The 24,768-nt window shown below is 69.3% G+C and carries 25 protein-coding genes and 1 tRNA gene; 11 read left to right on the top strand and 15 right to left on the bottom strand.

Annotated features, from left to right (window positions below):
* Nucleotides 1-2 precede the first annotated feature (2 nt).
* Nucleotides 3-2,012: a hydantoinase B/oxoprolinase family protein gene (locus tag JJQ90_RS02295; protein WP_230410306.1), complete on the bottom strand. Its 2,010-nt coding sequence runs from the start codon at nucleotides 2,010-2,012 to the stop codon at nucleotides 3-5.
* Nucleotides 2,013-2,017: 5 nt separating this feature from the next.
* Nucleotides 2,018-4,063, bottom strand: a complete 2,046-nt coding sequence (locus JJQ90_RS02290) for a hydantoinase/oxoprolinase family protein (RefSeq protein WP_216872829.1) — start codon at nucleotides 4,061-4,063, stop codon at nucleotides 2,018-2,020.
* A 122-nt stretch (nucleotides 4,064-4,185) separates the two neighbouring features.
* On the opposite strand from JJQ90_RS02290, the gene JJQ90_RS02285 reads away from it, so the two are divergent.
* A complete protein-coding gene (locus tag JJQ90_RS02285; RefSeq protein ID WP_216872828.1) occupies nucleotides 4,186-5,073 on the top strand; it encodes a LysR family transcriptional regulator in 888 nt (295 codons plus the stop codon).
* 45 nt (nucleotides 5,074-5,118) lie between these two features.
* Here JJQ90_RS02285 and JJQ90_RS02280 read toward each other — a convergent pair whose 3' ends face one another.
* The 5 genes from JJQ90_RS02280 to JJQ90_RS02260 form a co-directional block, all read right to left on the bottom strand.
* On the bottom strand, nucleotides 5,119-6,387 hold the full coding sequence (locus JJQ90_RS02280) for a beta-glucosidase (RefSeq protein WP_216872827.1): 1,269 nt from the start codon (nucleotides 6,385-6,387) through the stop codon (nucleotides 5,119-5,121).
* A complete protein-coding gene (gene glf / locus JJQ90_RS02275) occupies nucleotides 6,371-7,528 on the bottom strand; it encodes a UDP-galactopyranose mutase (RefSeq protein ID WP_216872826.1) in 1,158 nt (385 codons plus the stop codon). The genes JJQ90_RS02280 and glf overlap by 17 nt, the downstream gene beginning before the upstream one ends.
* Entirely contained in the window at nucleotides 7,521-8,936 is a 1,416-nt protein-coding gene (locus tag JJQ90_RS02270; protein WP_216872825.1) for a glycosyltransferase, read from the bottom strand. Before JJQ90_RS02270 ends, glf begins: the two co-directional genes overlap by 8 nt.
* Nucleotides 8,930-9,157 carry a hypothetical protein gene (locus JJQ90_RS27600; RefSeq protein WP_377098052.1) on the bottom strand — a complete coding sequence of 76 codons (228 nt, stop codon included), beginning with the start codon at nucleotides 9,155-9,157 and terminating at the stop codon, nucleotides 8,930-8,932. Before JJQ90_RS27600 ends, JJQ90_RS02270 begins: the two co-directional genes overlap by 7 nt.
* A 62-nt stretch (nucleotides 9,158-9,219) precedes the next feature.
* Nucleotides 9,220-9,993 carry an SDR family NAD(P)-dependent oxidoreductase gene (locus tag JJQ90_RS02260; RefSeq protein ID WP_216872824.1) on the bottom strand — a complete coding sequence of 258 codons (774 nt, stop codon included), beginning with the start codon at nucleotides 9,991-9,993 and terminating at the stop codon, nucleotides 9,220-9,222.
* 167 nt (nucleotides 9,994-10,160) lie between these two features.
* Between JJQ90_RS02260 and JJQ90_RS27420 the strand changes: the two genes are divergently transcribed.
* From JJQ90_RS27420 to JJQ90_RS02235, 5 genes are all read left to right on the top strand, one after another.
* On the top strand, nucleotides 10,161-10,496 hold the full coding sequence (locus JJQ90_RS27420; RefSeq protein WP_216872823.1) for a hypothetical protein: 336 nt from the start codon (nucleotides 10,161-10,163) through the stop codon (nucleotides 10,494-10,496).
* Between the two features lie 269 nt (nucleotides 10,497-10,765).
* Entirely contained in the window at nucleotides 10,766-11,239 is a 474-nt protein-coding gene (locus JJQ90_RS02250; protein ID WP_216872822.1) for an FCD domain-containing protein, read from the top strand.
* Nucleotides 11,230-11,712 (top strand): ureidoglycolate lyase, encoded by a 483-nt coding sequence (locus JJQ90_RS02245; RefSeq protein WP_216872821.1) that lies wholly within the window; start codon nucleotides 11,230-11,232, stop codon nucleotides 11,710-11,712. The genes JJQ90_RS02250 and JJQ90_RS02245 overlap by 10 nt, the downstream gene beginning before the upstream one ends.
* Nucleotides 11,709-12,632, top strand: coding sequence for an allantoinase PuuE (locus JJQ90_RS02240; protein WP_216872820.1), 924 nt, complete (start codon nucleotides 11,709-11,711; stop codon nucleotides 12,630-12,632). Before JJQ90_RS02245 ends, JJQ90_RS02240 begins: the two co-directional genes overlap by 4 nt.
* Before the next feature lie 123 nt (nucleotides 12,633-12,755).
* Nucleotides 12,756-12,929 (top strand): hypothetical protein, encoded by a 174-nt coding sequence (locus JJQ90_RS02235; RefSeq protein WP_216872819.1) that lies wholly within the window; start codon nucleotides 12,756-12,758, stop codon nucleotides 12,927-12,929.
* Nucleotides 12,930-13,143: 214 nt separating this feature from the next.
* Here the strand turns inward: JJQ90_RS02235 and JJQ90_RS02230 are convergent.
* A tRNA-Gln gene (locus tag JJQ90_RS02230) sits at nucleotides 13,144-13,215 on the bottom strand.
* A gap of 405 nt (nucleotides 13,216-13,620) precedes the next feature.
* On the opposite strand from JJQ90_RS02230, the gene JJQ90_RS02225 reads away from it, so the two are divergent.
* A complete protein-coding gene (locus JJQ90_RS02225; RefSeq protein WP_216872818.1) occupies nucleotides 13,621-15,207 on the top strand; it encodes a M10 family metallopeptidase in 1,587 nt (528 codons plus the stop codon).
* A 19-nt stretch (nucleotides 15,208-15,226) separates the two neighbouring features.
* On the opposite strand, the gene JJQ90_RS02220 is transcribed toward JJQ90_RS02225, so the two are convergent.
* Complete coding sequence (locus tag JJQ90_RS02220) at nucleotides 15,227-15,997, bottom strand: creatininase family protein (RefSeq protein WP_216872817.1); 771 nt, start codon at nucleotides 15,995-15,997, stop codon at nucleotides 15,227-15,229.
* 68 nt (nucleotides 15,998-16,065) lie between these two features.
* Between JJQ90_RS02220 and JJQ90_RS02215 the strand changes: the two genes are divergently transcribed.
* Entirely contained in the window at nucleotides 16,066-17,322 is a 1,257-nt protein-coding gene (locus JJQ90_RS02215) for a c-type cytochrome (RefSeq protein WP_216872816.1), read from the top strand.
* On the opposite strand, the gene JJQ90_RS02210 is transcribed toward JJQ90_RS02215, so the two are convergent.
* The 4 genes from JJQ90_RS02210 to ubiA are packed head-to-tail and all read right to left on the bottom strand — an operon-like array spanning nucleotide 17,323 to nucleotide 19,701.
* A complete protein-coding gene (locus JJQ90_RS02210; RefSeq protein WP_216872815.1) occupies nucleotides 17,323-17,736 on the bottom strand; it encodes a hypothetical protein in 414 nt (137 codons plus the stop codon).
* Between the two features lie 23 nt (nucleotides 17,737-17,759).
* Nucleotides 17,760-18,152 carry a hypothetical protein gene (locus tag JJQ90_RS02205; protein WP_216872814.1) on the bottom strand — a complete coding sequence of 131 codons (393 nt, stop codon included), beginning with the start codon at nucleotides 18,150-18,152 and terminating at the stop codon, nucleotides 17,760-17,762.
* A gap of 8 nt (nucleotides 18,153-18,160) precedes the next feature.
* Nucleotides 18,161-18,805, bottom strand: coding sequence for a class I SAM-dependent methyltransferase (locus JJQ90_RS02200; protein WP_216872813.1), 645 nt, complete (start codon nucleotides 18,803-18,805; stop codon nucleotides 18,161-18,163).
* Nucleotides 18,802-19,701, bottom strand: coding sequence for a 4-hydroxybenzoate octaprenyltransferase (ubiA, locus tag JJQ90_RS02195; protein WP_216872812.1), 900 nt, complete (start codon nucleotides 19,699-19,701; stop codon nucleotides 18,802-18,804). The genes JJQ90_RS02200 and ubiA overlap by 4 nt, the downstream gene beginning before the upstream one ends.
* A 29-nt stretch (nucleotides 19,702-19,730) precedes the next feature.
* Between ubiA and JJQ90_RS02190 the strand changes: the two genes are divergently transcribed.
* The 3 genes from JJQ90_RS02190 to JJQ90_RS02180 are packed head-to-tail and all read left to right on the top strand — an operon-like array spanning nucleotide 19,731 to nucleotide 23,087.
* On the top strand, nucleotides 19,731-20,450 hold the full coding sequence (locus tag JJQ90_RS02190; protein WP_216872811.1) for a 16S rRNA (uracil(1498)-N(3))-methyltransferase: 720 nt from the start codon (nucleotides 19,731-19,733) through the stop codon (nucleotides 20,448-20,450).
* Between the two features lie 49 nt (nucleotides 20,451-20,499).
* A complete protein-coding gene (locus JJQ90_RS02185; RefSeq protein ID WP_216872810.1) occupies nucleotides 20,500-21,843 on the top strand; it encodes a glutamate--cysteine ligase in 1,344 nt (447 codons plus the stop codon).
* 2 nt (nucleotides 21,844-21,845) lie between these two features.
* Nucleotides 21,846-23,087: a 3-phosphoshikimate 1-carboxyvinyltransferase gene (locus JJQ90_RS02180; protein WP_216872809.1), complete on the top strand. Its 1,242-nt coding sequence runs from the start codon at nucleotides 21,846-21,848 to the stop codon at nucleotides 23,085-23,087.
* Here JJQ90_RS02180 and JJQ90_RS02175 read toward each other — a convergent pair.
* Nucleotides 23,072-23,422, bottom strand: a complete 351-nt coding sequence (locus JJQ90_RS02175) for a GNAT family N-acetyltransferase (RefSeq protein ID WP_230410304.1) — start codon at nucleotides 23,420-23,422, stop codon at nucleotides 23,072-23,074. The two genes, JJQ90_RS02180 and JJQ90_RS02175, sit on opposite strands and share 16 nt — an antisense overlap.
* A gap of 98 nt (nucleotides 23,423-23,520) precedes the next feature.
* On the bottom strand, nucleotides 23,521-24,699 hold the full coding sequence (locus tag JJQ90_RS02170; RefSeq protein ID WP_216872808.1) for a pyridoxal-phosphate-dependent aminotransferase family protein: 1,179 nt from the start codon (nucleotides 24,697-24,699) through the stop codon (nucleotides 23,521-23,523).
* Nucleotides 24,700-24,768 lie beyond the last annotated feature (69 nt).

The following is a 24,768-nucleotide window of genomic DNA, read 5'->3' as shown; positions in this document are numbered from 1 at the left end:
TGTCAGACCGCCGCCAGATGGGCGCGCAACTGCGGCAGCGTGGCGGCCAGGGCCTGCCAGGCGGCGCGCACCTCCGCCCCGCCACTGCCTTCCGCCGTCACCGCCTGCATCAGCTTGCGCTTGACGAAATGGCGCCAGTGGATGGGGAGGCCGGCGAGGATCGTCGTCATCGCGTCATAGGCCGCCTCGGTCCAGACCCGCTCGAAGGCCTCGCGTTCCGCGCCGAAGTGGAAATGCGGATGCGGTGTGTTGCTGCGGCGGCTGGCGCGCAGCGCCTTGGTGGCGGCCGCATCCACAACCTCGTCGCGGATGATGACGCCGTAATCGGTTTCCGCGGCTTCGGGGGTGATATAGGCGCAGACCACGTCGCGCAGCACCCGCTCCACTTCCCGGTCCAGCGGATCGCCGCGGCCGCCGCCGCCCGGGGAGGTGATGCGGATGATGTCGCCCGGCCCGGCGGTGAAAGTGTCGATGTTGTTCAGCAGGCGTTCGTCCGGCTGGCCAGGGTTCAGCATCATCTCGGATGCACGGCCGGCCTTGCCGCCCAATATGCCCCAGGCCTGGAACCGGCAGCGATCGCGGTTGCGCGCGGTGATGCGGGTATTGGGCGTAAAAACCTGGAATTCCATCTGCGTCGCCATGCCACCGCGCCAGCGGCCGGCACCGCCGGTGCCCGACGCCAGGCCATAGCAGCGGAAGCGGATCGGCACCTCGGCCTCGGTGATTTCGATCGGCGTGTTCTTGAGATAGGCGGCATCGGCGCCCGATCCATCCGTGCCATCGCCATGCGGCATGCCGCCGCCACCGCCGACCACCGGATTGACCGCGGCGATCAGCGCCTCCCCGGTCCTGTCGTCATGCGTCATGACATTGACGATGGAGGAGGAGCCGGCGGGCGCGGCGGGCATGCGTTCCGGCATGGCGAGGCCGAAGGCACCGAAGAGCAGGCTGCGCAGCCGCGCGCAGCTCAGGCTGCGCATGCCGACGGCGGCGGGGAAGCTGGGATTCACCATCGTGCCTTCCGGCAGGATGCAGGTGAAGGGCCGCGTCAGCCCATGGTTCAGCAGCAGGCCGGGGTTCAGCGTGTAGAGAACGTAGAACACGCCGACCAGCATCAGCGTGTGGCGCGGATTGCCGCCCGTCGGCACGTTGAGCGAGGAGGTGAGCTGCGGGTCGCTGCCGGTGAAGTCCAGCACCGCGGAATCGCCCTGGATGCGCAGCGTGACGGCGAGGCGCGCGGGGTGGCCATCCGGCCCGTCCTCATCGGCGAAATCGGCGAAGAAGTATTCGCCATCCGGGATGCTGCGAAGGATGTCGCGCGCCTGATGCTCGGCATAATCCTGCAAGGCGCCGAAGCCGGTCCGCAGCGTGTCGGGACCGAACTTCGCGATCATCTCCCGCAGCTTGCGCTCGCCGGTGTTCAGCGCGCCGACGAAAGCCTTCAGGTCGCCCAGGTTCTGTTCCGGCTTGCGCACATTGGTCATCATTACATCGACCAGTTCCGTGTTCAGCACGCCGGCGCGGTAGAGCTTGGAGGGGCGGAAGCGGATGCCTTCCTGGTGGATTTCGGTCAGCGCGCGGGAAAGGCTGGCCGGCACCGCGCCGCCCATGTCGGTATTGTGGATATGGCCGGAGGCGAAGCACAGAAGCTCGCCCTCATGGAAGATCGGCTTCCACATATGCAGGTCGGGCGCATGGGTGGAGAGGTAGCCGGAATAGGGGTCGTTGGTGAAACCGATGTCGCCCGGCTCATACTCGCCGACCATGGCGATGGCGGCGCCGTAGTCGAGGCCCGGATACCAGGTGGCGCCGAGGTCCAGCGGCACCGCGGTGGTGCGGCCGGCGGCGTCCAGGATCTGCACGGTGAAATCCTCCGTCTCCTTGACGAAGGTCGAATGCGCCGTGCGGTACAGCGTATAGGCCATGTTCTCGGCCGCCGCGCGGGTGTGGTTCGCCAGGATTTCCAGCGTCACCTTGTCGATGACGGGGGCGGGATGGGGGTTCATGTCCATTGCGGTCACTCCGCCGCGGTCAGAAGGATATTGCCGGTGGCATCGACCTGCGCGTCGAAGCCCGGCGGGATGCAGCTTGTCGTGTCGTCCTGCGCCACGACGCAGGGGCCGGCGAAGACATGGCCGGCGAGCAGCGTCGCACGTCGGTACAGCGGCACCTGGTGCCAGCCATCGTCGAAGAAGACCCGGAGCATCTGCGCCGGCTCCGGCATCGTGCCGGCCGCCTGTTCCAGCCGCCGCAGGCGCGGGCGGGGGGATGCACCTTCCATCACCAGCCGCAGGTTGACGATCTGCACCGGGGCGCCACGATCGCAGAAGTCGTAGATGCCTTCATGCGCCGCATGAAAGGCCTCGGCGATCGCCGTCATGTCGGCGGCGGTCATCCAGGTGGGGTCGAGACGCACCTCGATCTCGAAGGACTGGCCGCGATAGCGCATATCGGCGAACCAGCCGGGCCGCGCCTCACCGGCAAAATGCTGTTCGTCGCGCAGCCAGGCGAGGCCCTGCGCTTCCAGGGCCGTGGTTTCGCGTGACAGAGCGGGCGCGGCCGCTGCATCGACATCGATGAACAGGGTGCGGATGAAGTCGTTCTTCACATCGGCGACCAGCCCGCCCAGCGCGCTGACCACGCCCGGCCGCGCCGGGATCAGCACCCGCGCCATGCCGAGTTCGCGCGCCAGGAAGCAGCCCATCATCGGCCCGGCGCCGCCGAAGGTCAGCAGCGCGAAATCGCGCGGGTCGATGCCGTAGCGCGCGACCATCTTGTTCACCTCGGCGAACATGCCGGACAGGGCGATGCGGATAATCGCCTCCGCCGTCTGTTCCACGCCGAGGCCCATCGGCCCCGCCAGCGTGGCGATGGCCTGGCGGGCCTTGTCCGCATCCGGGCGGAAGGCGCCATAGGCCAGGTCATGCTGGCCGAGGAAGCCGCAGACCGCGAAGGCATCGGTGATGGTCGGCCGCGTGCCGCCACGCCCGTAGCAGGCCGGGCCGGGCGTGGAGCCGGCGCTTTCCGGCCCCACCTTCAGCACGCCGAAGCCATCGACCCAGGCGATGGAACCGCCGCCATCGCCGATCGAGGACACGGCCACGCTCGGGATGTACAGCGGCAGGTCGCCGATCTTCTCGCCCAGGCCGAATTGCGGCTGACCGTCGATGATGAGCGCCACATCGGCGCTGGTGCCGCCGATATCCAGCGTGATGACCTGCTTCTCCCCCGCCTCCCGCGCCACCCAGGCGGCGCCCATGACGCCGGAGGCGGTGCCGGACAGCACCATGCCGACGCAGGCGGTCTTGCCGAGCTCGGCGGCCATGATGCCGCCATTGGATTTCGTCACCAGCGGCTGCGCCGTCACGCCACGCCCGCGCAGCCCCTCGATCAGCCGGTCGAGATAGTCGCGGATGCGCGGATGCACATAGCCGTTGATGAGCGCGGTGGTGGTGCGTTCGTATTCGCGGATCACCGGCCAGACCTCGCTGGAGCGGAAAACGAACAGCTCCGGCGCCATCTCACGGATCAGCGCGACGGCCTGTTCCTCATGCGCCGGATTGCGATAGGCATTGAGGAGGGAGACGATGATGCCCTCCACGCCCTTGGCGCGCGCCTTCGCCACGGCGGCCTCCAGCGTCGCCACATCCAGCGGCGCCTCGACGCTGCCATCGGACAGGATGCGTTCCTTGACGCCGAAGATGCGGTCGCGCGGCACCAGCGGCGCGCCGCGGCGGGAATACAGGCTATAGGCCTCCGGCATGCGCAGCCGCGCCAGCTCGATCACATCCTCGAAGCGCTCGGTGGTGATGAGGGCCATCGCCGCGCCCTTGCGCTGGATGACGGTGTTGATGCCGACCGTGGTGCCATGGACGAAGCTGACGATATCCGCCGGCTTCACGCCGTGGCGTTCCTCCAGCAGGTCCAGCCCGCGCAGCAGCTCCGCGCCCGGCGTGTCCGGGGTGGTGAGGACCTTGAGGCTGTGCAGCGCCTCCGTCTCCTCATCCCAGAGGCAGAAATCGATGAAGGTGCCGCCGATATCGACGCCCACACGATGACCCATCCGAACCGCACTCCGTCTTCAGCCTGTCACACCCCACTATGCCCGGACCGTCGCGGGGGTCGACCGAGAAGGCGCGGAAAGGGCATAACCATCGGTTATGGGATATCGGGTGGGGTGCGGCGATGAATGCCCGGCAGTTGGAGATCTTCCACGCGGTGATGCGCAGCGGCACGGTGACCGGGGCGGCGAGCTTCCTCGGCATCTCCCAGCCCGCGGTCAGCAAGGCGATCCAGCTCGCGGAGCGCCGGCTCGGCTTCAAGCTGCTACGGCCGATCAAGGGCCGGCTCTATCCGACGCCGGAGGCCGAGCGGCTGCTGCCCGATGCCGATCGGATCATCCGCGACCTGGCCGCCTTCCAGCGCCTGACCGGGGAGGTACGGACCGGGGGCGCCGGGCTGGTGCGCGTCGCCGCCTCATCCTCCTGCGCCACCACCCTGCTGCCGATGGCGGCGATGCGCTTCCGCCGCAGCCATCCGGCGGTGCGCATCTCCTCCCACCTGCTGCCGGCGCGGGAGGTGGCGGAGGCGGTGATCGCCGGGGAGGCCGATTTCGGCCTGGCGCTGTCACCCGTGCAATTGCCGGGGCTGGCGGTGCGCAGCCTGGGCACGCCGGAGATGATCTGCATCGCGCCGGAAGGCCACGCGCTGCTCAGGCTGAAGGCGGTGACGCCGGTCGATCTGGCGCGGCATGAGCTGATCTCCTTCGGCGGCGAGACCTATTTCGGCGCGATGCTGGACCAGGCCTTCGAGGCGGCGGGCCTGCGGCGGGAAATGGTGCTGCAGGTGACGATGAGCGTCGTCGCCGCCGCGCATGTGCTGCAGGGCGGCGGTGTGGCCGTGGTGGATGGTCTGATGCGCCACAGTGCCCTGGCCGGCCTCGGCTGGCGCCCCTTCCGCCCCTCGCTGCGCCTGCCGGTGACGCTGATGACCCAGGCGCATCACCCGCTGTCGCGCCTCTCGGCCGCCTATGTGGAGGCGGTGGAGCAGGTGCTGGAGGAGAAGGGGCGGTGAGGAGTCGAAGGACAGGCGGCTGCTTGCCACCTTGACGAAGGGGGGTCAGACGCTGAACGCGCTTTCGGCAACGCCCAGCCGCTTCGCCTCGTTCCGCCAGACGCTGCCAAAGGCCGCCGCGGCATCCCCCTCATCCGCCACATCCTCACCTGCCAGGAACACGTCGAACAGTTGCTGCTGGCGACGCAACTCCTGCGCGAACTCTGCGACGACCGGGCGGCGGCCATGCAGCGGCTTCATCTCGAACAGGCCATTCGGGCAGTAGCGATCGTTGTCCCAGCCCGGATGGGATATGACAGGATAGAGGCAGATGCCCTGGATGGGGGTGCCGAGGCGCATGGCGGCGCGGACCTCGTTGCCGATGTAGCGCAGCCAGGCGGCACGCGGCGCACCCTCCACGCTGGTTTCCGCCACCATCAGGGGGCGCCGGCCGCGCGCATATGCGGCCAGAAGCAGTTCACGGAAGGGGCGGTGGCGCGGGTCTCCGATCCTGACCGTCCGGCCGGCATTGCCCTGCCGTTCCCACTGGTTGTTCCAGTAGTAGTTCACGCCCATCACGTCGAAGCTGTCAGGGGCACCGCCCAGTTCGGGCCGGCTCAGTCCCAGCAGCGCGTCCCATGCGCCCCATTGCGAGTCATCCTGTGCCCGTGCGATCGCGCGGTCCTGCGGCCGGCTGGGCATGACATGGATCAGCGGATCGACCGCGATCAGCCTTGTTCCGGGAACCGCCCGGCGGGCCGCTTGCCCGGCCTTCAGGAAGGCCATCACCAGCCTGTTCTTCAGCGCATCCCCCCGGTTCCGCAGGCCGGGATTGAAGTGCGCCACCTCGCCCCCGGCCCAGGCCCAGAAGGAGATCTCATTCACCGGGCACAGGATGGGCGGCGCGCCTTCCTCTGCCAGCAGGAAGCAGGCGAGGGCTTCGGCGTAGCGCGCCATGGCCTCCTCGAATCCATCGCGCAGGGGATGCAGATGGTCGGGATAGCCGTAGTGGCAGAGGTCCCAGGCGACACGGACGCCGGCCTTCTTCGCGGCGCGGACGACCGGCAGAAGCGAGGCCCAATCGTATTCGCCCGGATTGCGTTCGATGAGATGCCAGCGCGCGCCATCACGCGCACCCAGCAACCCGTGCGCGGCCAGCGCGGCGTAGTCCTCCTCCGCCAGCAGGTCGTGGCGGGTGGAGGCGACAAGGTCCAGCCGGCGACCGTCGGAACGGCGGTGGGTGGAGCATTCGAAGCCGCCGAGAAAGAAGCTGGGAAACAGGCTCATGCCGACGGCAAGGCTTTCGGGGGCATCGGCCTCAATCACCGGCGGCAAGAATGGATTCGGGTACGGGGTGGCGGGGCAGTTCGGCCTCGATGCGACGGAAGGTCGCGAGCGCCTGCGCCACCACCTGGTCCATGTTGTAGTAGCGATAGGTCGCGAGGCGCCCGACGAACCAGGTATCGGCTTCCGCGTCGGCCAGCGCCTCGTAGCGCTTGTACAGGGCCTGATTCTCGGGACGCGGGATGGGGTAGTAGGGGTCGCCTTCCGCGCTCGGGAATTCGTAGGTGATGCTCGTCTTCGGATGCGCCTGGCCCGTCATGTGCTTGTATTCGGAGACGCGGGTATAGGGCGTGTCCTCCGCGGGATGGTTCACCGTACCTGTCGGCAGGACCTGGTCCTGGTCGAGCGTCTCATGCCGGAATCGCAGGCTGCGATAGGGCAGTTTGCCGTGGCGGAAGCCGAAATATTCGTCGACCGGGCCGGTCCAGATGACGCGGCGGAAGCTGAAGCGCTGGCGCGCCTCCGCGAAGTCCATGCCGGTGCGGATGGTGATGCCGGGATGGTCGAGCATGCGTTCGAACATCGCGGTGTAGCCATGCTTCGGCATGGCCTGGAACTGGTCGGTGAAGTAGCGGTCGTCGCGGTTCGTGCGTGTCGGCACGCGCGATGTCACCGACTTGTCGAGCGCGCTCGGGTCCAGCGCCCACTGCTTCCGCGTATAGCCCTGGAAGAAGAGTTCGTGGAGCTCGCGCCCCACCTTGCCGACAACCACATCCTCCGAGGTCCGGACCTCGGCCACCTGCTCGGCGCGGCTGGCGAACCAGCCCTCCAGCTCCGTCTCGGTCAGGTTCAGATTGTAGAGCGTGTTGATGGTGTCGAGGTTGATCGGCATCGGCACCTGCAGCGTGGCGCCGGTGACGGGGCTTCGCACCTCCGCCAGGACGCGGTGTTCGTAGGGCCGCCACTCGGTGAAACGGGACAGATGGGCGAAGACCGCCTCGCTGTTCGTGTGGAAGATGTGCGGACCATAGCGATGGATCAGCACGCCCGCCGCATCATGATGGTCAAAGGCATTGCCGCCGATGTGGTCACGCTTGTCGATGACCAGGACGCGGTCACCGCGTTCCCGCGCCAGCCGCTCCGCCAGCACCGATCCGGCGAAGCCCGCCCCGACGATGAGCCAGTCAAACATTGGCCACCCCCGCGGCGGCGGCGGTCACGAACGGGCCGCCACCGGCGGTCGCCTGCGGCATCTGCATCGGCCGTGCAGCCTGCCGGATCAGGCCGGACATCCGGGCCCAGGTGAGATCCCAGGAATTGGTCGACAATTGTGCATCGACCCTGGCGAGCCAGGCCGCGCGCGGGCGATGCAGCAGCGCGTCGGCATGGGCCACCATTTCCTCCGCCGTCGCGGCGATCTCCACCAGACCGGCATCGCCATAGTCGCGCACCACGTCGACCACGGGGGTCGAGACGACAGGCAGGCCGGCAGCGAGGAATTCAGGAGTCTTGGTCGGGCTGATGAAGCGCGTGCTCTCGTTCAGCGCGAAGGGCATGAAGCCCAGATCCCAGTTCGCGAGATAGGCAGGCAAGGCGGCGTAGCCGCGCCCTCCGAGCCAGGACAGGTTGGGCCCCTGCGGCAGGCTGGCCGGATCGACCTTCACCACCGGGCCGATGATCACCACCGACCAATCGCGCCGGCGCGCGGCGATTTCCGCCACGAGATCGAGGTCCATGCGCTCATCGACCACGCCGAAGAGGCCGATGCGCGGATGCGGCAGGCCCTTCAGCGCCTCCGGCTCCGGCAGGCCGGCGCGGGACTGGCCGAAATGAGCGGTGTCGATCGAGGAGGGGAAGCAATGGACGTGCGGATGCCGGTGGCGCTTCGCGTCGTGCAGGCTGCGGCCGCCGGTGAACACCAGATCGGCTTGGTCGATCAGCGCCTGTTCCATCCGCAGCATCGCCGGCGGTGCGCCACGGAAGGCGGAAAGCTCATCCATGCAGTCATAGACGGTCACATCGGCGGTGATGTGGTTGGCGAAGGCCATCGCCATCGGGGTGTAGAACCACGCGGTGAGCCGGCGCCCCGCTCGGCTGGCGAGCAGGTCGTCCAGCATGCTGCGTTGCTGCCCCACCACCATGTTCTGCGGCAGACCCTCCGGCAGCATCGGGACGGCGACGATGACACCGCCTTCGCGGGGAGAGAGGTCCAGCCGTGGCAGAATGCCAGGTTGGAAAATCGGCTCCTCAAAGAAAATGACGTCATGGTTCTGCGCGGCACGGGTCATGAGATGCTGCGGCCGCTGAAAGACGAAGTCCCAGCGGAGATGCGACAGGCAAATTATCGTAGAGGAAGAATTATTGCGACTTCCACTTCGGACCGAATAGGGATGAAATTGACCGCCTGAAGAATTCGATGCGGAGGACGTCTCGTCGATGTGCGGAAACATGTCTGCGGTCGCCCCGGTGATTTTCAGGGGCAATAACGCTGTGCCACATCTGAAGAGCCCGACGGTTACATCCTCACGTCTGCGATAGGCCACAGCGGGTGCGGGATGGGCATGCGGACGTGTCCGGCATGCTCGCGACGCGATCACCATGATCCGGGCGACGTCACGTCATTTGACGGCGGCCGTCGCGGCCAGGCGGCGCCATGCACCACGCGCTGCGGCTTCCGCTGCGCGAACAATGCCTGCACGGCATCCACATCCCGCGGATCGGCGATGTGCCAGGTGACGCGATCACGGCCCGGCAATGCGGTGCGCGCATCGGTAGGTGCCGGCGCATGTCCGACACCCACAACCTTCATCGCCCGCGCCAGCAGCGCGGAGACGATGTGCAGGCGGACGAAGCCGGTGGCGCCGGTGACGAGAAACGTCGTCGTCAGTAGGCCATCCAGCCACCATCGACCATCAGGTTGTGGCCGGTGATATAGGTGGCGTCGTCGCTCGCCAGGAACAGCGCGGCGCTGGCGATGTCGCCGGGCCGGCCGAGGCGGGGCATCGGCGTGCGCGCCTTCGAATAGTCGAGCGAATCCGAGCCCGGCCCGCCCAGCGGCTTGCCTGTCAGGATCCGGCCGGGGGCGACCGCGTTGCAGATGATGTTGTCATCCGCATAATCCACCGCGACCTGGCGCGTGATGTAGACGGCGGCCGCCTTGCCCGTGCCATAGGCGATCTTGCCCGGCGCGCAGACCATGCCGTGCTGGGAGGAGATATTGACGATGCGGCCGCGCGCATCGCCGACAACCGGCTGCGTCAGGAATTGCTGGATCGCGCGCTTGCAGCCGAAGAAGACGCCTTTCGCATTCACCGCCATCACATGGTCCCAATCCGCCTCGCTCGTCTCCAGCAGCCTGGTGCCGCTGCCGAGCGTGGCGGCGTTGTTGACGATGACGTCGAGCTTGCCGAATTCGGCCACGGTCTTCCTCACCAGCGCGTCGACATCGTCCCATTTCGAGACGTCGCAGGTGTGAAAGCGCGCGGTGCCGCCAGCTTCCTCGATCAGCTTGCGGGTCGGCTCACCGCCTTCCTTCACCGTCTCCGTCAGGTCACCGATGGCGACGGTGGCGCCTTCCTTGGCGAAGAGAATGGAAATGGCGCGGCCGATGCCCGATGCGCCGCCGGTGACGATGACGACCTTGTCCCTGAGTCGCATGTGCTCTCTCTCCCTTGGTCAGTCCTGCAGATGGCAGGCGACCGCCGTGCCATCGGGTAATGCCCGCAATTCAGGGCGCTCACTGGAACATCGCAGCATGGCGTGGGGGCAGCGCGGATGGAAGGCGCGGCCGGCGCGACGGCGGAGAGCAGAAGCTGCGTGCAGGGATGCTTTGGCGCGGCATAGAGCGGCGCGACCGGCCCTGTATGCGCGATGCGGCCGAGATCCATCACCGCCACACGATCCGCGAGGTGATGCAGCACGTTCAGATCATGCGAGATGAACAGCAGCGTCAGGCCAAGCCGGCACTGCAGCCCGTCCAGCAGATTGCCGATCTGCGCCTGGACCGAGACGTCCAGCGCACTCACCGGCAGCACCAGCAGGTCCGGCTCCACCGACAATGCGCGCGCGATGCCGATGCGCGGGCGCTGGCCGCCGGAAAGGTCATGCGGGTAGCGATCGAGGAAGGCGGGGTTGAGGGGCTGTTGCGGCGGGGCGCATGATCGCGACCTCCTCGGGAAGAGCGGGGCGGCGCGCGGACACCGCTAGGATACCAAAATATCCCATCTGTCATGTTTTGCGCATGAACAGCGACAATTTTCAGCATAATGGATGGTGAGCCGCAGATTTGCCCATTCGCAGGACATTGCGGCGAAGGGGGGTGCGCGCCTATGAGCAGAGATAGCGGTCCGAGGCAGGTGTCCGTGACGTCTGAGGCGAAGCATCAGGGTGATGGGGGGAGGCGGGGCGGCTTGCCGACTGCCTGTCGGGCATGCGGGCGAACCTCTCGGAGCGGCTGGAGGGGGAGGGCCTGGTGACGCGGCTTGGCAATGGCAGCGTTGTCATCCGCATTTTCTCGCGCGATGAGGTGCTTCAGAACCTGCGCGTTCGGCGCTTGCTGGAAAACGAGGCCGCGGCACTGGCGGCCGGCCGCCTCGACGCTGCGCTGCATGCGCTGATCGCGCAAGGCTGCGGCGTGCCGCTTCTCGCAGCCCTCATCAGGGATCTGCGCGCCAAGGCCCGCATGTGCAACCTGGCGCGCATGCCGCTGCAATTCGTGGCCCAGGGCCATGAGCATGTGCGACTGATCGAGGCGCTGAGCCGCGGTGATGCGGTCGTGGCACGCCAAGCGATGGACGTTCACTCCGAGAAGGTTCGGATTGCGGCTGGTCGGCCAGGTCGACCCCGCGCCGCCCTGAGACGACCTGCTTCCTTCCCCATAGCCGAGGCTGATGCATGCGCCTGATCGCCAAGCCCCTGACCAGCGAAGCCTTCGCCGAATTCGGCGACGTGCTGAGCGCGCCGCCGACGCCCGGGCGCATCTATGCCGAGGCCGCATTGTCCAGTCGCCGTGCGCAGGCGGCGCCCAGCCTGTCCTTCACCTTCAAGACGCCGAATGCCCTGCCGATTCTCTCCACGACGATGGAGCGGCACCAGTATTCCTCGCAATCCTTCGTGCCGATGGGGGGCGGGCGCTGGATCGCGATTGTCGCGCCCCATGCGGCGGATGGCGGGCCGGACATGGCGAAGGCACGGGCCTTTGTCGCCCGCGCGGATCAGGGCGTCACCTATGGTGCCAATGTCTGGCATCACCCCTTCACCGTCATCGACCAGCCCGGTCGCTTCGCGGTGTTCATGTGGAAGGACGGCACCACGACGGATGAGGAGTTCGTCGAGGTCGCCCCCTTCGAAGTCGATCTGGATGGAGATGCGGCATGACCTATGAGGTGAAGCGCGACTACATCGGCTATGGTGGCAATCCGCCCGATCCGAAATGGCCCGGCGGCGCGCGGCTCGCGGTGAATTTCGTCATCAACTACGAGGAAGGCTCCGAGCCCTCCGTGCAGGATGGCGAGGGCTACACGGAAAACGGCCACACCGAATCCCACGGCACCACGCCGATCCCCAAGGGCCGCGACCTGGCGGCGGAGGGCATGTTCGAATATGGCAGCCGTGTCGGCTTCTGGCGACTGCACCGGCTGTTTCAGGAACGTGGCCTGCCGGTGACGATCTTCGCCTGCGCGCTGGCGCTGGAACGCAATCCTGAGGCGGCGGCGGCCATTCGGGACGCCGGCTACGACATCTGCTGCCATGGCTGGCGCTGGGTGAAGCACTATGAACTGACCGAGGCGGAGGAGCGCGAGCATATCGCGCGGGCCGTGACCAGCCTGGAACGCACGCTCGGCCAGAAGCCGGATGGCTGGTACTGCCGCTACGGACCCTCGGTGAACACGCGCCGCCTGGTCACCGAACATGGTGGCTTCCTGTATGACAGCGACTACTACGGCGAGGAACTGCCCTTCTGGGTCACGGTGGAAGGGCAGGGCCGCCTGGTGGTGCCGTATTCGTTGACGAACAATGATGGCAAGTACAATGGCGTCACCGGCAATGCGGACCAGTGGTTCGCCTTCGTGCGCGATGCCTTCGACATGCTGTATGCCGAAGGCGCGCGCAGGCCGAAGATGATGTCGGTGGGGCTGCATATGCGGCTGATCGGCCATCCGGCGCGGGCGGCCGGATTGCAGCGCCTGCTGGACTACATGATGCAGCGCCGTGACGTGTGGATCGCGAAGCGGGTCGATATCGCGCGCCACTTCGCGGCGACCCACCCCTATCCGGGCAAGGGGCTGAACGAATAGCGTGCCGCGCGGCCTTCACGCATCGCGGTGAAGCCGGACTTCATGGCCGGCGGTTGGGCGTCCGCAGCAGGAACGGGGATCGATTGGGTGAACCGCGGCCCTACGCCCGTGAACCCGACGCTGATGACGATGAAGCCCACCGCGGCGCAGGCAATGGCGGTGGAGAGGCTCGCGCAGACCCATGCGGGGCGATTTGCGGAGGGAGCCGACCAGCACGACCGCGACAGTGGAGAAGAAGGCGGCGAACAGCGCCGTGCGGCTCATCATCAGCATGCCGATCAACAAGAAGACCTGTAGCACCAGGGTGGGGGGGCAGTTCCAGCGGCACCGCCTTGGCCTTCGGCGGGCGGTCTCGCGGTCGTCCCGACATCCCACCTTGCGGGCGGGAGGCGCCACAGGGGCTTCGCTATGCGCCCCGGGCTCTGTCGTTCCTGCACCATCTCCGCGGGCGCTGTCGCGCGACGGCCGTCTCAAAAAACGGAAACCGCCAGCGACACGCCGACCGGGCTGATTGGGGCGCCAGGATTCGAACCTGGGAATGGCGGTACCAAAAACCGCTGCCTTACCGCTTGGCTACGCCCCATCCGGCCGGCGGCCTTCGGGTAGCGCAGGCCGCGCCGGCGCACAACCATCCTCTCAGCGGTTATTCACGGCCGGTTCATCGCGCCACGGTAGAACATCCGGGCGGGGCCTGCTGGCGCGGGCCTCGCGATCGGCCCCGCAACAGGCGGAGGGCAGGCACCGGGGCAGGTCACCGGCCGCAGGAAGCGGCCCTGGGCCCGTCCGCGGGCCGATGCGCCAGACGATCCGGACGTGAAGCCCTATGTGCTGGCTCTGCCGGCCCCAAACGGGGGCCACTCAGGACGCCAAAGGCGTCGGCTCGGCGCTGCGCGCAGATCAACCCGGGACCGCGCTGCGCGCGGATCAGCCTGCGGAAGCCGCGCCGCGATTCGAGTTCGTCGGTTCCGGCCATGCCGGCGTCGATGGGGTGCTCAGCGGCTATGCCTGGGACATGTCCGGCGCCGTCACCTTCTCCTTCCCCGACAGCAGCAGCGACTACGAAGGCTGGTACGGCACCAGCGAGCCGACGCGCGGCTTCGGCCAGGTCAGCGCCGCCATGCGCGATGCCGTGCGCAAGATCCTGGTGGGGGAGGCCGCGGGTGGCCCGGGCAGCCCCGGCGTCTCCGTCACCGGCTTCACCAACCTGAACCTGCGGGAGGCGACCGAGGATTGGACGGCGGATATCCGCATCGCCAAATCCTCCGTCCCCTCCACCGCCTGGGCCTATTATCCGAATGGGCGGGAAGGCGGCGATGTCTGGTTCGGCAGCCGGTCCAGCTTCATCACCCCGACCCTCGGCAGCTATGGCTTCGCGGTGGCGGTGCATGAGCTGGGCCATGCGCTCGGCCTGAAGCATCCGCATGAATATGCGAACAGCTTCGGCGTCATGCCGCTGGACTGGGACATGATGCAGTACACCGTCATGTCCTATCGCTCCTATGAGGGGGCGACGGTCGGCGCCGGCTACACCAATGGCGCCAACGACTATGCGCAGAGCTGGATGATGCTGGACATCGCCGCCTTGCAGCACCTGTATGGCGCCGACTACTCGGCCCGCGCCGGCCATACCCGCTACAGCTGGAATCCGCTGACCGGGGAAACGCTGATCGACGGCGTCGGCCAGGGCGCGCCCGGCGCGAATCGCGTGTTCCTGACCATCTGGGATGGCGGTGGCATCGATACCTACGACCTGTCCAACTATGCCAGCGGCGTCTCGGTGGATCTGGCGCCGGGGGGCTCTTCCGTCCTCAGCACGGCGCAGCTCGCCCAGCTCGACACCCGGGTGGGGCAGGAGAAGTTCGCGGATGGCAATGTCTTCAACGCCCTGCTGTACCAGGGCAACCAAGCCTCGCTGATCGAGAATGCCATCGGCGGTGCGGGGGCGGACACGCTGCGCGGCAATGACGGGATGAACCACCTTCAGGGCGGCGACGGCAACGACCTGCTGGAAGGCCGCGCCGGGGATGATGTGCTGGATGGCGGGGCGGGTGCGGATACCATGATCGGCGGCACCGGCCACGACCGCTACCGTGTGGACCATGCCGGCGATGTGGTGTTGGAGCGGGCGGGGGAAGGCGTCGATACGCTGGTCGGCGCCATCTCCCGCACCGTGTTGCCCGATGCGGTGGATGTGCTGCTGCTGGGCAGCGGCGCGGTGACGGGCATCGGCAACGACCTGGCGAACCTGCTGGTCGGCAATGCGCTCGCCAACCGGCTGGAAGGCGGAGCCGGGGCGGATATGCTGGAAGGGCGGGGCGGCAATGACACGCTGCTGGGCGGGGCGGGGGCGGACATCTTCCTGCTGCGGCCAGGCGACGGCTTCGACCGGATCGAGGACTTCCTGCCGGGCACGGACCGCCTGGCCCTGACCGGCTTCGGCAAGGACCCTTCGGCCCTGCTCGCCCTCGCCGCCAATGTGAGCGGGGGGCTGCGCTTCGATCTCGGCGCCGGCGACGGAGTATTGCTGGCCGGGCTGACCAAGGCGCAGTTCACCACCGCCGATCTGATTGCCTGAGCCACTTCAGGCCCAGAGTTCAGGCCCAGAGTTCGGGCCGGGCGAATTCCTCCGCCAGGCGTCGCGCCGCCGCCTCCAGCAACCGCTCGCCCTTCGCCGCGCTGGCGGTGCGCGGGTCGCCGATCACGCCGGTATCGGTCAGTTCGGTGAAGGGGCGGCTGCGCTTGAAGCCGGGCGGGGCGGGGGGCGCGCCGCGCTTCGGCACTGCGGCCTCGATCCGGTCCGCGCGCACGCAGTCGGGGGCCAGCGCCATCATCATGGAGGTCTCGGCCTCGCAGGCATGCATGACATTGGGCTGGGTTTCGAGGATCGGGCCGAAGGTGTCGGCATTGGCCAGCCAATAGGTCAGCCCGACCACCGGAACGCCAAGGCTGCGGGTCAGCTCGATGGCCGCGCTCGCCACCGCCTCGGTATTGCCGCCATGGCCGTTGACCAGGGCGATCCGTCGAAAACCGTGCCGCGCCACGCTGCGGGCGATGCCGCCGATCAGGGCGGAGAAGGTGGCGAGGTCGAGAGTCATGGTGCCGCCGAAGGGCATGTGATGCTCGGCGAGGCCTGACCAGATGGTGGGGGTGACCAGTGCCGGGGTGCCCGCGGCCAGCAGCCGCCGCGCCGTGCGCTCCGCCACCGCCCCGGCCAGCACCGTGTCCACGCCCACGGCCAGATGCGGCCCATGCTGCTCGATGGAGGCGATGGGGATCAGCACCACCGTCTCCGGCGTCGCGCGGGCCTGGATCTCGGCCGCGGTCAGCCGCGCCCAAAACACTTCGGTCGCGATATCCTGGGTCATCCGCGCACATTCCCGTCTGTTTGCGCGGAAAGCCTAGACCAGCGGCGCGGAGAGGGCATCCTGCCGCCATGCGTATCCTGCTTCTCGCCTTGCTGCTGAGCCTGACCCCCGCCGCGGCGCAGGTGGCGGTGCATGGCGGGCCGGTGCGGGCGCTGGCGGTGGCGGCGGATGGCACGCTGGCCTCTGGCGGCTTCGACCAGGCGATGATCCTGTGGCAGCCGGATGCGGCGCAGGCGCGGGCGGTGGTGCGCTGGCACCAGGGCGCGGTGAACGCCCTCGCCGCGCTGCCGGGCGGGATTTTTGCGAGTAGCGGGGAGGATGGGCAGGTGGCGCTCTGGCCGCCCGCCCCGGGCGCGCAGCCGCTGCGGGTGCTGGTGGGACATGATGGGCCGGTCGCGGGGCTGGCGGTGCAATCCGGGCGGCTGGCCTCGGCCTCCTGGGACGGCACGGCGCGGGTCTGGGATCTGGCGGGTGGCGCGCCGGTGCGGGTGCTGGAAGGGCATCAGGGCCAGGTGAACGCCGTCGCCTTCCGCAGTGACGGGCTGGTGGCGACCGCCGGCTTCGACGGCATGCTGCGCCTCTGGCCGGAAGGGCAGGCGCCGCTGACCCTCGCCGAATTCGGCCTACCGCTGAATGCCCTGCTGGCATTGCCCGAGGGCGTGCTGGCCCTCGGCGGCGCCGATGGCATGCTGCGGCTGGTCGCGCCCGATGGCGGGCTGCGGGAGGTGCAGGCCAGCCCGCGCCCCATCGTCGCTTTGGCCGCCAGCCCGGACGGCACGGCGCTGGCCGCCGCCGGCCTCGGCGGCAGCGTGACGGTGTGGGAGGTCGCGGCGCTGCGGCTGCGCCACACGCTGGAAGGGCCGGGCCTGCCGGTCTGGTCGGTCGCCTGGGCGCCGGACGGACGCAGCCTGTTCACCGGCGGCACGGACCGCCGGGTGCGGCGCTGGAATGCCGCGACCGGCCGGCCGATGGGCCCCGTGGAGGGGCCACCGCCCGCCGATCCGGTCCCGGCCGGCCTGCATCCGGAGGGTGCGCGTGTGTTTCGGGCCTGCGCCGCCTGCCATGCCCTGACGGCGGAGTCCGGCCCCATGGCCGGTCCGCATCTGCACGAGCTGTTCGGCCGCCGCATGGGCACGCTGCCCGGCTATGCCTATTCCGACCGCCTGGCACAGGGCGACATCGTCTGGACGCGGGAGACGGTGGCGGATCTGTTCACCCGCGGCCCGGACCAGGTGACTCCGGGCACCCGCATGCCGGTGCAGACCGTGGGCAATGCCGAGGAACTGGCGGCGCTGCTTGATTTCCTGGAGGCCGCGACGCGCTGATCAGCGCTTTTCCACGCGCCCCTGGCTGCGTCCCTGGGCATCGTAGAGCCTCTGCGTGTCGCCGCGCTGTTCCGCCCGGCCCTGGCTGCGGCCGCTGGCGTCGTAGTCCCGCCGGGTATCGCCACGCTGCTCGCTGCGGCCGCTGGACCGGCCCTGGGCGTCATAGTGCCGCTGCGTGCCACCGCGCTGCTCGCTGCGGCCGGTGGACCGGCCCTGGGCATCGTAGTGGCGGGTGACGCCATCGCGGGTTTCCGACCGGCCGATGCTGCGGCCCTGGCTGTCGTAGTAGCGGGTGGTGTCGCCGCGCGTCTCCGCCCGGCCGGTCGAACGGCCCTGGCTGTCATAGGAACGCTGGGTCTGCGCGGCGGCGGGCAGCGCGAGGAGCAGGGCGAGAAGGATCAGGGCAGGGCGCATGGCGACTCAACTGTCCACGGGCTTCAAGGCAAGGTCGTGGCGGTGAAGGCGCGCCAGCGGTCCCAGATCGCCGCGACATCCTGTGCCCGGGCCGCCTGGAAGGCCGGGTCGGCCGTGTCAGGCCCCGGCCGGTAGCGCGGGTCCGGATCGGGGCAGATCAGCACCGGCGGGGCGCCGAACTGGTCGGCGGTGATGTCGAGGATCAGGCCGCGCGCCGCGACCCAGCCGTGACGCTGCGCCAGGAACCAGCCCTGGCAGGCCTCCGCCGGATGTCCGGCCTCCCGCAACGCGCGGGCCAGGAAGACGGCGGAGCGGCCGCAGGTGCCGGTGGAGGCGATGGCCGGCACCGGCATTCCGCGCTGGCGGTGCCAGTCGGGCCAGATGCCTTCCAGGAAGCGCCGGGCGGTCTCGGCCACCGCGCGCATCAGGGCAGCAGGCGGTGGATGGTGACCTCCCGCAGCTCCCGGTCCTCCAGCTCCCGCGTCGTCGCCACGCGGTGGGTGGAGATCAGGGCCATGCCGTCCTTGGGCAGATAGGCGCGGCCGGGATCGGCGATCCAGACCTCCGCCCCCGCGCCGGCCATGGCGCGCAGCCAGGGCAGGATATGGCCGGTCATGGGGGCCTCGTAGCAGACGTCGCCGGCCAGGATCAGGTCCCAGCGGCAGGCGCTGCCCACCACGTCGCCATCCGGCGTCGCCACCGCCACGCCGTTCAGCGCGGCGTTCAGCCGGGTGGCGGCCAGCGCCAGCGGGTCGATCTCCGCCGCCTCCACCATCGCGGCCCCGGCCAGGGCGGCTGCGATGGCGCCGATGCCGCAGCCGGCGGCGAAATCCAGCACGCGCTTGCCGGCGACCAGCCCCGGCTGGTCCAGCACCGTGCGGGCCAGAGCCAGGCCGCCGGGCCAGGCGAAGGCCCAGAAGGGCGGCTCGATGCCTTCCTGGGCGAGCCAGGATTCGGTGGCCTGCCAGATCGGGGTGATCTCGGTGGCGAGGTGCAGCGCGATCTCCGGCACCAGAGCCGGGCGGGCGATGACGGTATGGGCGCGGATGAAGTTTTCCGGGTCCCTCACAGCCGTCCGGCCAGGAAGGCCAGGGCGATGGCGAAGCCGACCTCCCGGTTCGAGCGGAACAGCATCAGGCAGCGCGCCGGGTCGTCGATATCCAGCGTCACCACCTGCCGGGCCAGCAGCGCCGCCGCCGGCAGCAGCGCCGGCAGGAACAGCCAGTGCAGCCCGGCAACCCAGCCGGCGGCCACCAGCAGAAGCATCATCGCCGCGTAGCAGAGGGTCAGGAACCGCCCGGTGCCGGCGCCCAGCCGCAGCGCCGTGCTGCGGACCCCGACCTTGGCATCGTCCACGCGGTCCTGGTGCGCATAGATCGTGTCATAGCCCAGAATCCAGAAGAAGCCGGCGGCCCAGAGCAGCAGCGCCGGCCAGCCGAGCCCGCCGGTCGCCGCCGCATAGCCCGTGGGCGCGGCCCAGGAGAAGACGAGGCCCAGCACCGCCTGCGGCCAATCCGTCACCCGCTTGGCCAGCGGATACAGCGCGATCAGCAGCAGCGAGCCGAGGCCGACATAAATCGCCGCCGGAGGCAGCTGCACCAGCACCAGCAGCCCCACCAGGCAAAGCGCCGCCAGGAAGACCATCGCCCGCAAGGGCGTCACGGTGCCGGCGGCCAGCGGCCTTCCGCGGGTGCGTTCCACCTGGCGGTCCAGGTCGCGGTCCCACAGGTCGTTCACCACGCAGCCCGCCGCCCGCATGGCGAAGGCGCCGATGGTGAAGATCAGCGCCAGGCGCAGCCCCTCCGCCCATCCCGGCGCCACCATCGCGAAGGCCCAGAAGCCGGGCAGCAGCAGCAGCCAGGCGCCGATCGGCCGATCGAATCGGCCGAGCAGCGCATAGGGGCGCCAGCCGGGGGGCAGGCGCGCCACCCAGCCGGAAGCACGGATATCGGTCCAACCGCTCATCGTCCTATACCTGTCCGTGGAGGCCCCGCATGTCCATCCCCCGTCTCTTCGTCGATCAGCCCTTGGCCGAGGGTGCCCTGGTGGAGGCCGCGCCCGGCCAGGCGCATCATATCGGCACGGTGCTGCGGCGCGGCCCGGGCGACCCCGTGCGCCTGTTCAATGTGCGGGACGGGGAGTGGGCGGCGACCATCGACTCGATCCGCAAGGATCGTGCCCGATTCGCCGTCACCACCCAGACCCGCCCCCCGGCGGCGGAGCCCGAATGCCGGCTGGTGATCGCCGCCCTGAAGCGCGAGCCGATGGACTGGGTGGTGGAAAAGGCGACGGAACTCGGCGCCACGCTGATCCAGCCGGTGCTGACCCAGCGCAGCGTCGCCGACCGCGCCAATGCCACGCGCCTGACCGGCATCGCCCGCGCCGCCGCCGAGCAATGCGAGCGGCTGACCGTGCCGGAGGTGGCGGAGGCCCAGCCGCTGCACCGGGTGCTGGATGGCTGGAACGGCGCGAAGCTGGTGGTGGCGATGGAGCGCAGCCGGGCCGAACCGCCCCGCGCCCTGCCAGTGCCGCCCGGCTCGCCCATCGCCCTGCTGGTCGGGCCGGAGGGGGGGTTCACGGCGGCGGAGCTTGACGACCTGCGCCGGCGGCCCTTTGTAGTGCCGGCCGCACTCGGGCCCCGGATCCTCCGGGCCGAGACCGCGGCTGTGGCCGGGCTCGCGGCGCTTCAGGCGTTGCTGGGCGATTGGGCCTGAACGACCGGGGCACCCGCCTCGGCCGCACGCCAGGAAGAGAACGCAGCGCATGTCGAATCCCGGCGAGGCCGATCTGACGCCGATCACTGCCACGCGCCAACTGGCCGAGTGGTTCGCGGCCGGCAGCAAGGCGAAGTCTGCCTGGCGGATCGGCACCGAGCACGAGAAGTTCGGATTTTTCCGAGATGGCTTCGCCCCGCCGCCCTACGAGCCCGGCGGCATCAAGGCGATGCTGGAGGGGCTGCAGGGCAAGGGCTGGGAACCGATTCTCGACGCCGGCAACGTCATCGGGCTGAAGCGGGATGGCGGCTCCGTCAGCCTGGAGCCGGGCGGGCAGTTCGAACTGTCCGGCGCGCCGGTCGAGGACCTGCATGCCGGCCGCGTGGAACTCGCAGAGCATCTGCGGGAGGTGCATGAGATCGCCGGGCCGCTCGGCCTCGGCTTCGCGCCGCTCGGCTTCCATCCGCTGGCAACGCGGGAAGATATGCCCTGGATGCCCAAGGGCCGCTACGCGATCATGCGGCGCTACATGCCGCTGGTCGGCGGCATGGGGCTCGACATGATGCTGCGCACCTGCACGGTGCAGGTGAACCTCGACTTCGGCGACGAGGCCGACATGGTGGAGAAGCTGCGCATCAGCCTCGCGCTGCAGCCGCTGGCCACCGCGATGTTCGCCAATTCGCCGTTCCTGGAGGGCAAGCCCTCCGGACTTCTGACGCTGCGCGGGCGGGTCTGGACGGATACCGACCCGGACCGCACCGGCATCCCGGCCGTGGCCTTCGAGGAGGGTTTCGGCTTCGAGCGCTTTGCCGAATTCGTCCTCGACGTGCCGATGTATTTCATCATGCGGGACGGGAAATACATCGACGCCGCCGGCGTGCCCTTCCGCGCCTTCCTGGAGGGGCGTGCGGAGAAGCTGGCCGGGCACGAGCCGACGATGGGCGACTGGGCCGACCACGTCACCACCGTCTTCACCGATGTCCGCCTCAAGCGCTTCCTGGAAATGCGCGGCGCCGATGCCGGCAGCCCAGCGATGCTGATGGCGAAGCCCGCCTTCTGGACCGGCCTTCTGTATGACGACGCCGCCCAGAAGGCCGCCGCCGGGCTGATCCGCGGCTGGACGGTGGAGGAGATGAAGCTGCTGCGCCAGGCCGTGCCGGCCCAGGCGCTGTCCGCCACCATCCGCGGCCGCACCCTGCAGGCCATCGCCCGCGACGCGGTGGCGATAGCGCGGGAAGGGCTGAAGGCGCGGGGGCTGGGCGAGGAGGTCTACCTGGCGCCGCTGGCCGAGATCGCCGAATCCGGCATCACCCAGGCCGAACGCTGGCTTCAGCGCTGGGAAACCGCCTGGGGCGGGGACGTCTCCCGCATCTTCGCCGAGTCCGAGGCCTGACCATGGCGGCGCTGACCATTGTGCCGCCCGGCCATCCGCTGCGCGGGCGCGTGGCGCCGCCGGGGTCGAAATCCATCACCAACCGGGCGCTGCTGCTGGCGGCGCTGGCGCGCGGCACCAGCCGCATCACCGGGGCGCTGAAAAGCGACGACACCCGGCATATGGCGGAGGCCCTGCGCGCCATGGGCGTGACGGTGGAGGAGCCGGATGCGACCGGCTTCGTGGTGACGGGCAGCGGCCGGCTGCGCGCGCCGGAAGCGCCGCTGTTCCTCGGCAATGCCGGCACCGCGACGCGCTTCCTGACCGCCGCCGCCGCGCTGGCCGATGGGCCGGTGGTGCTGACCGGCGACGCCCATATGCAGAAGCGCCCCATCGGCCCGCTGCTGGCCGCGCTGGCCACGCTCGGCGTTGAGACCTCCGCCCCCACGGGCTGCCCGCCGGTGACCGTGCAGGGCCGCGGCGGTTTTGCGGGTGAGGCGGTGACGGTGGATGCCGGCCTGTCCAGCCAGTATGTCTCTGCCCTGCTGATGCTGGCGGCCTGCGGTGCGCGGCCGGTGCGGGTCTCGCTGGCCGGCGATGCGATCGGGGCGCGCGGCTATATCGACCTGACCGTCGCGGCCATGCGCCATTTCGGCGCGGTGGTGGCGCAGGAGAGTGCCGCGTCCTGGGTGGTGCAGCCCGGCGGCTATCGCGCGGCCGACCTGCATGTCGAGCCGGATGCCTCCGCCGCGACCTATCTCTGGGCGGCCGAGGTGCTGACCGGCGGCTCCATCGACCTCGGCACCCAGGACTTCACCCAGCCGGATGCGCAGGCCCAGGCGCTGATCCGGATGTTTCCGCATCTGCCGGCGGAGATCGAGGGGTCGCAGATGCAGGATGCGGTGCCGACCCTGGCGGCGCTGGCGGCCTTCAACGCGACGCCCGTGCGCTTCACCGGCATCGCCAATCTGCGGGTGAAGGAATGCGACCGGGTGGCGGCGATGGCCACCGAATTGTCGCGCCTGGCCCCGGGCCTGGCGGTGGAGCTGGGCGACGACCTGCTGGTGACGCCGCAATCCCGGGACAACTTCCGGCCTGCGCGGATCGAGACCTATGGCGACCACCGCATCGCCATGAGCATGGCGCTGGTCGGGCTGATGGTGCCGGGCGTGACCATCCTGGACCCGGGCTGCGTCGCGAAAACCTATCCGGATTACTGGCGCGATCTGGAAAGCCTCGGCGTGGCGGTTCAGCCGGAGGGCTGAAGCCGCTTCGCCATATAGACTCGCGCGCGTCCCTTCTCCGTCCGCCGCTCCGTCTCCATGAAGCCGAGCCGCGTGTAGAGAGCGATGTTCGCCGCCATCAGCGCATTGGTCAGCAGGCGCAGTTCGGGCAGGCCGCGCCGCTGCGCCTCCGCCTCGGCAAAGGCCATGAGGGTCCGGCCGAGGCCCTGGCCCTTCAAGGCCGGCTCCACCGCGACGTTGTCGATCCAGAGATGGCCGGGCCCATCCACCAGCACGATCAGCGCGGCCAGTTTTTCGTCCTGCCACAGACAAAAGGCCTCGCCGGCCTCGCAGCGCGCCGCGTAGTCGTCATCCATCGGCAGCGGCCGGCTGACCGTCACCGGCAGCCAGGGCGCATAGGCGCGCTCGACCAGCGCGGCGAGGGCAGGGGCCTCCGCCCGGGTGGCGCGGCGGATCAGGGCGCCGTCTCCGCCAGATAGGCGATCGCCGCCTCCACCCCGCCGGGGCTGTGCGGCACGCCCTGCAGCCGCAATCCGATTTCCGTCGAGGCCAGCGTGCCCAGCAGCATCGGCTCGTTCAGGTCGCCCAGATGGCCGATGCGGAACACCTTGCCGTTCAGCCGGCTGAGCCCGGTGCCCAGCGCCACATTCATGCTGCCGACGCGGCGGCGGAGTGCCTCCGCATCATGCCCCTCCGGCATCAGGATGGAGGTGACGGAATCGGAGACGCGCTCCGGCGACAGGCAGAACAGTTGCGGGCCGTTATTGCCGGACCAGTGCCGCACGCAGCGCCGCGTGGCCTCCGCCAGCCGCGCATGGCGGGCCACCACATTGTCCAGCCCTTCCTCCTGCTCGATCAGGCGCAGCGCCTCCCGCAGCCCGTAGATCAGCGCGATCGGCACGGTGCCGATGAAGCTGCGGTGGCGGCGGGTTAGCATGGTGGTCCAGTTGAAGTAGTGCTTCGGGAAGGTGGAGGCCTTGTGCGCCGCCATCGCCTTCTCCGACACGGCGCTGAACGAAAACCCGACCGGCAGCATCAGCCCCTTCTGGCTGCCGCCCACCGCGGCGTCGATGCCCCAAGCGTCAAACTGAAAATCGAGGGAGCCGAGCGAGGAGATGATGTCCGCCAGCAGCAGCGCCGGATGCCCCGTCTCGTCCAGGATCGCCCGGATGCGCGGCAGGTCCAGCGTCATGCCGGTGGAGGTCTCGTTGTGCACGGCGCAGACCGCCTTGATGGCGTGGTCCTTGTCGGCGGCGAGTGCCGCGCGCAGCGCCTCATAATCCAGGCCCAGGCGCCAGTCGGCGGCCAGTGTCTGCACCTCGATGCCGAGGTCGGCGGCCATCTTGCCCCAATGCTCGGAGAAATGGCCGGTCTCGATCACCAGGATGCGGTCGCCGGGCGACAGCAGGTTGACCAGCGTGGCTTCCCAGGCGGCGTGGCCGGTGCCGGTGTACATGAACAGGTGCTGGCCCGTGCGCAGCACCCGCTTCAGCCCTTCCAGGCAGGCATCATAGACTTCGAGGAAGTCGGGGCCGTTGAAGTCCACCGTGTGGTGGCTGACCGCCTGCATGATGCTGTCCGGGATATTGGTCGGACCCGGATTGGCGAAGAAATGGCGGCCGCGCGGTGTCATCTGGCTTGCTCCCCCCGGGGTTCGCCCCCGCTTTCCTTCTCCGCGCAAACGGACCAAAAGGGAAGGCAT

The sequence above is a fragment of the Falsiroseomonas oleicola genome, from assembly GCF_019029495.1.
GTDB classification, from domain to species: Bacteria; Pseudomonadota; Alphaproteobacteria; order Acetobacterales; family Acetobacteraceae; genus Falsiroseomonas; species Falsiroseomonas oleicola.
The sequence above is the reverse complement of the archived record's forward strand: the minus strand, read 5'-3'. Positions and strand labels throughout refer to the sequence as shown.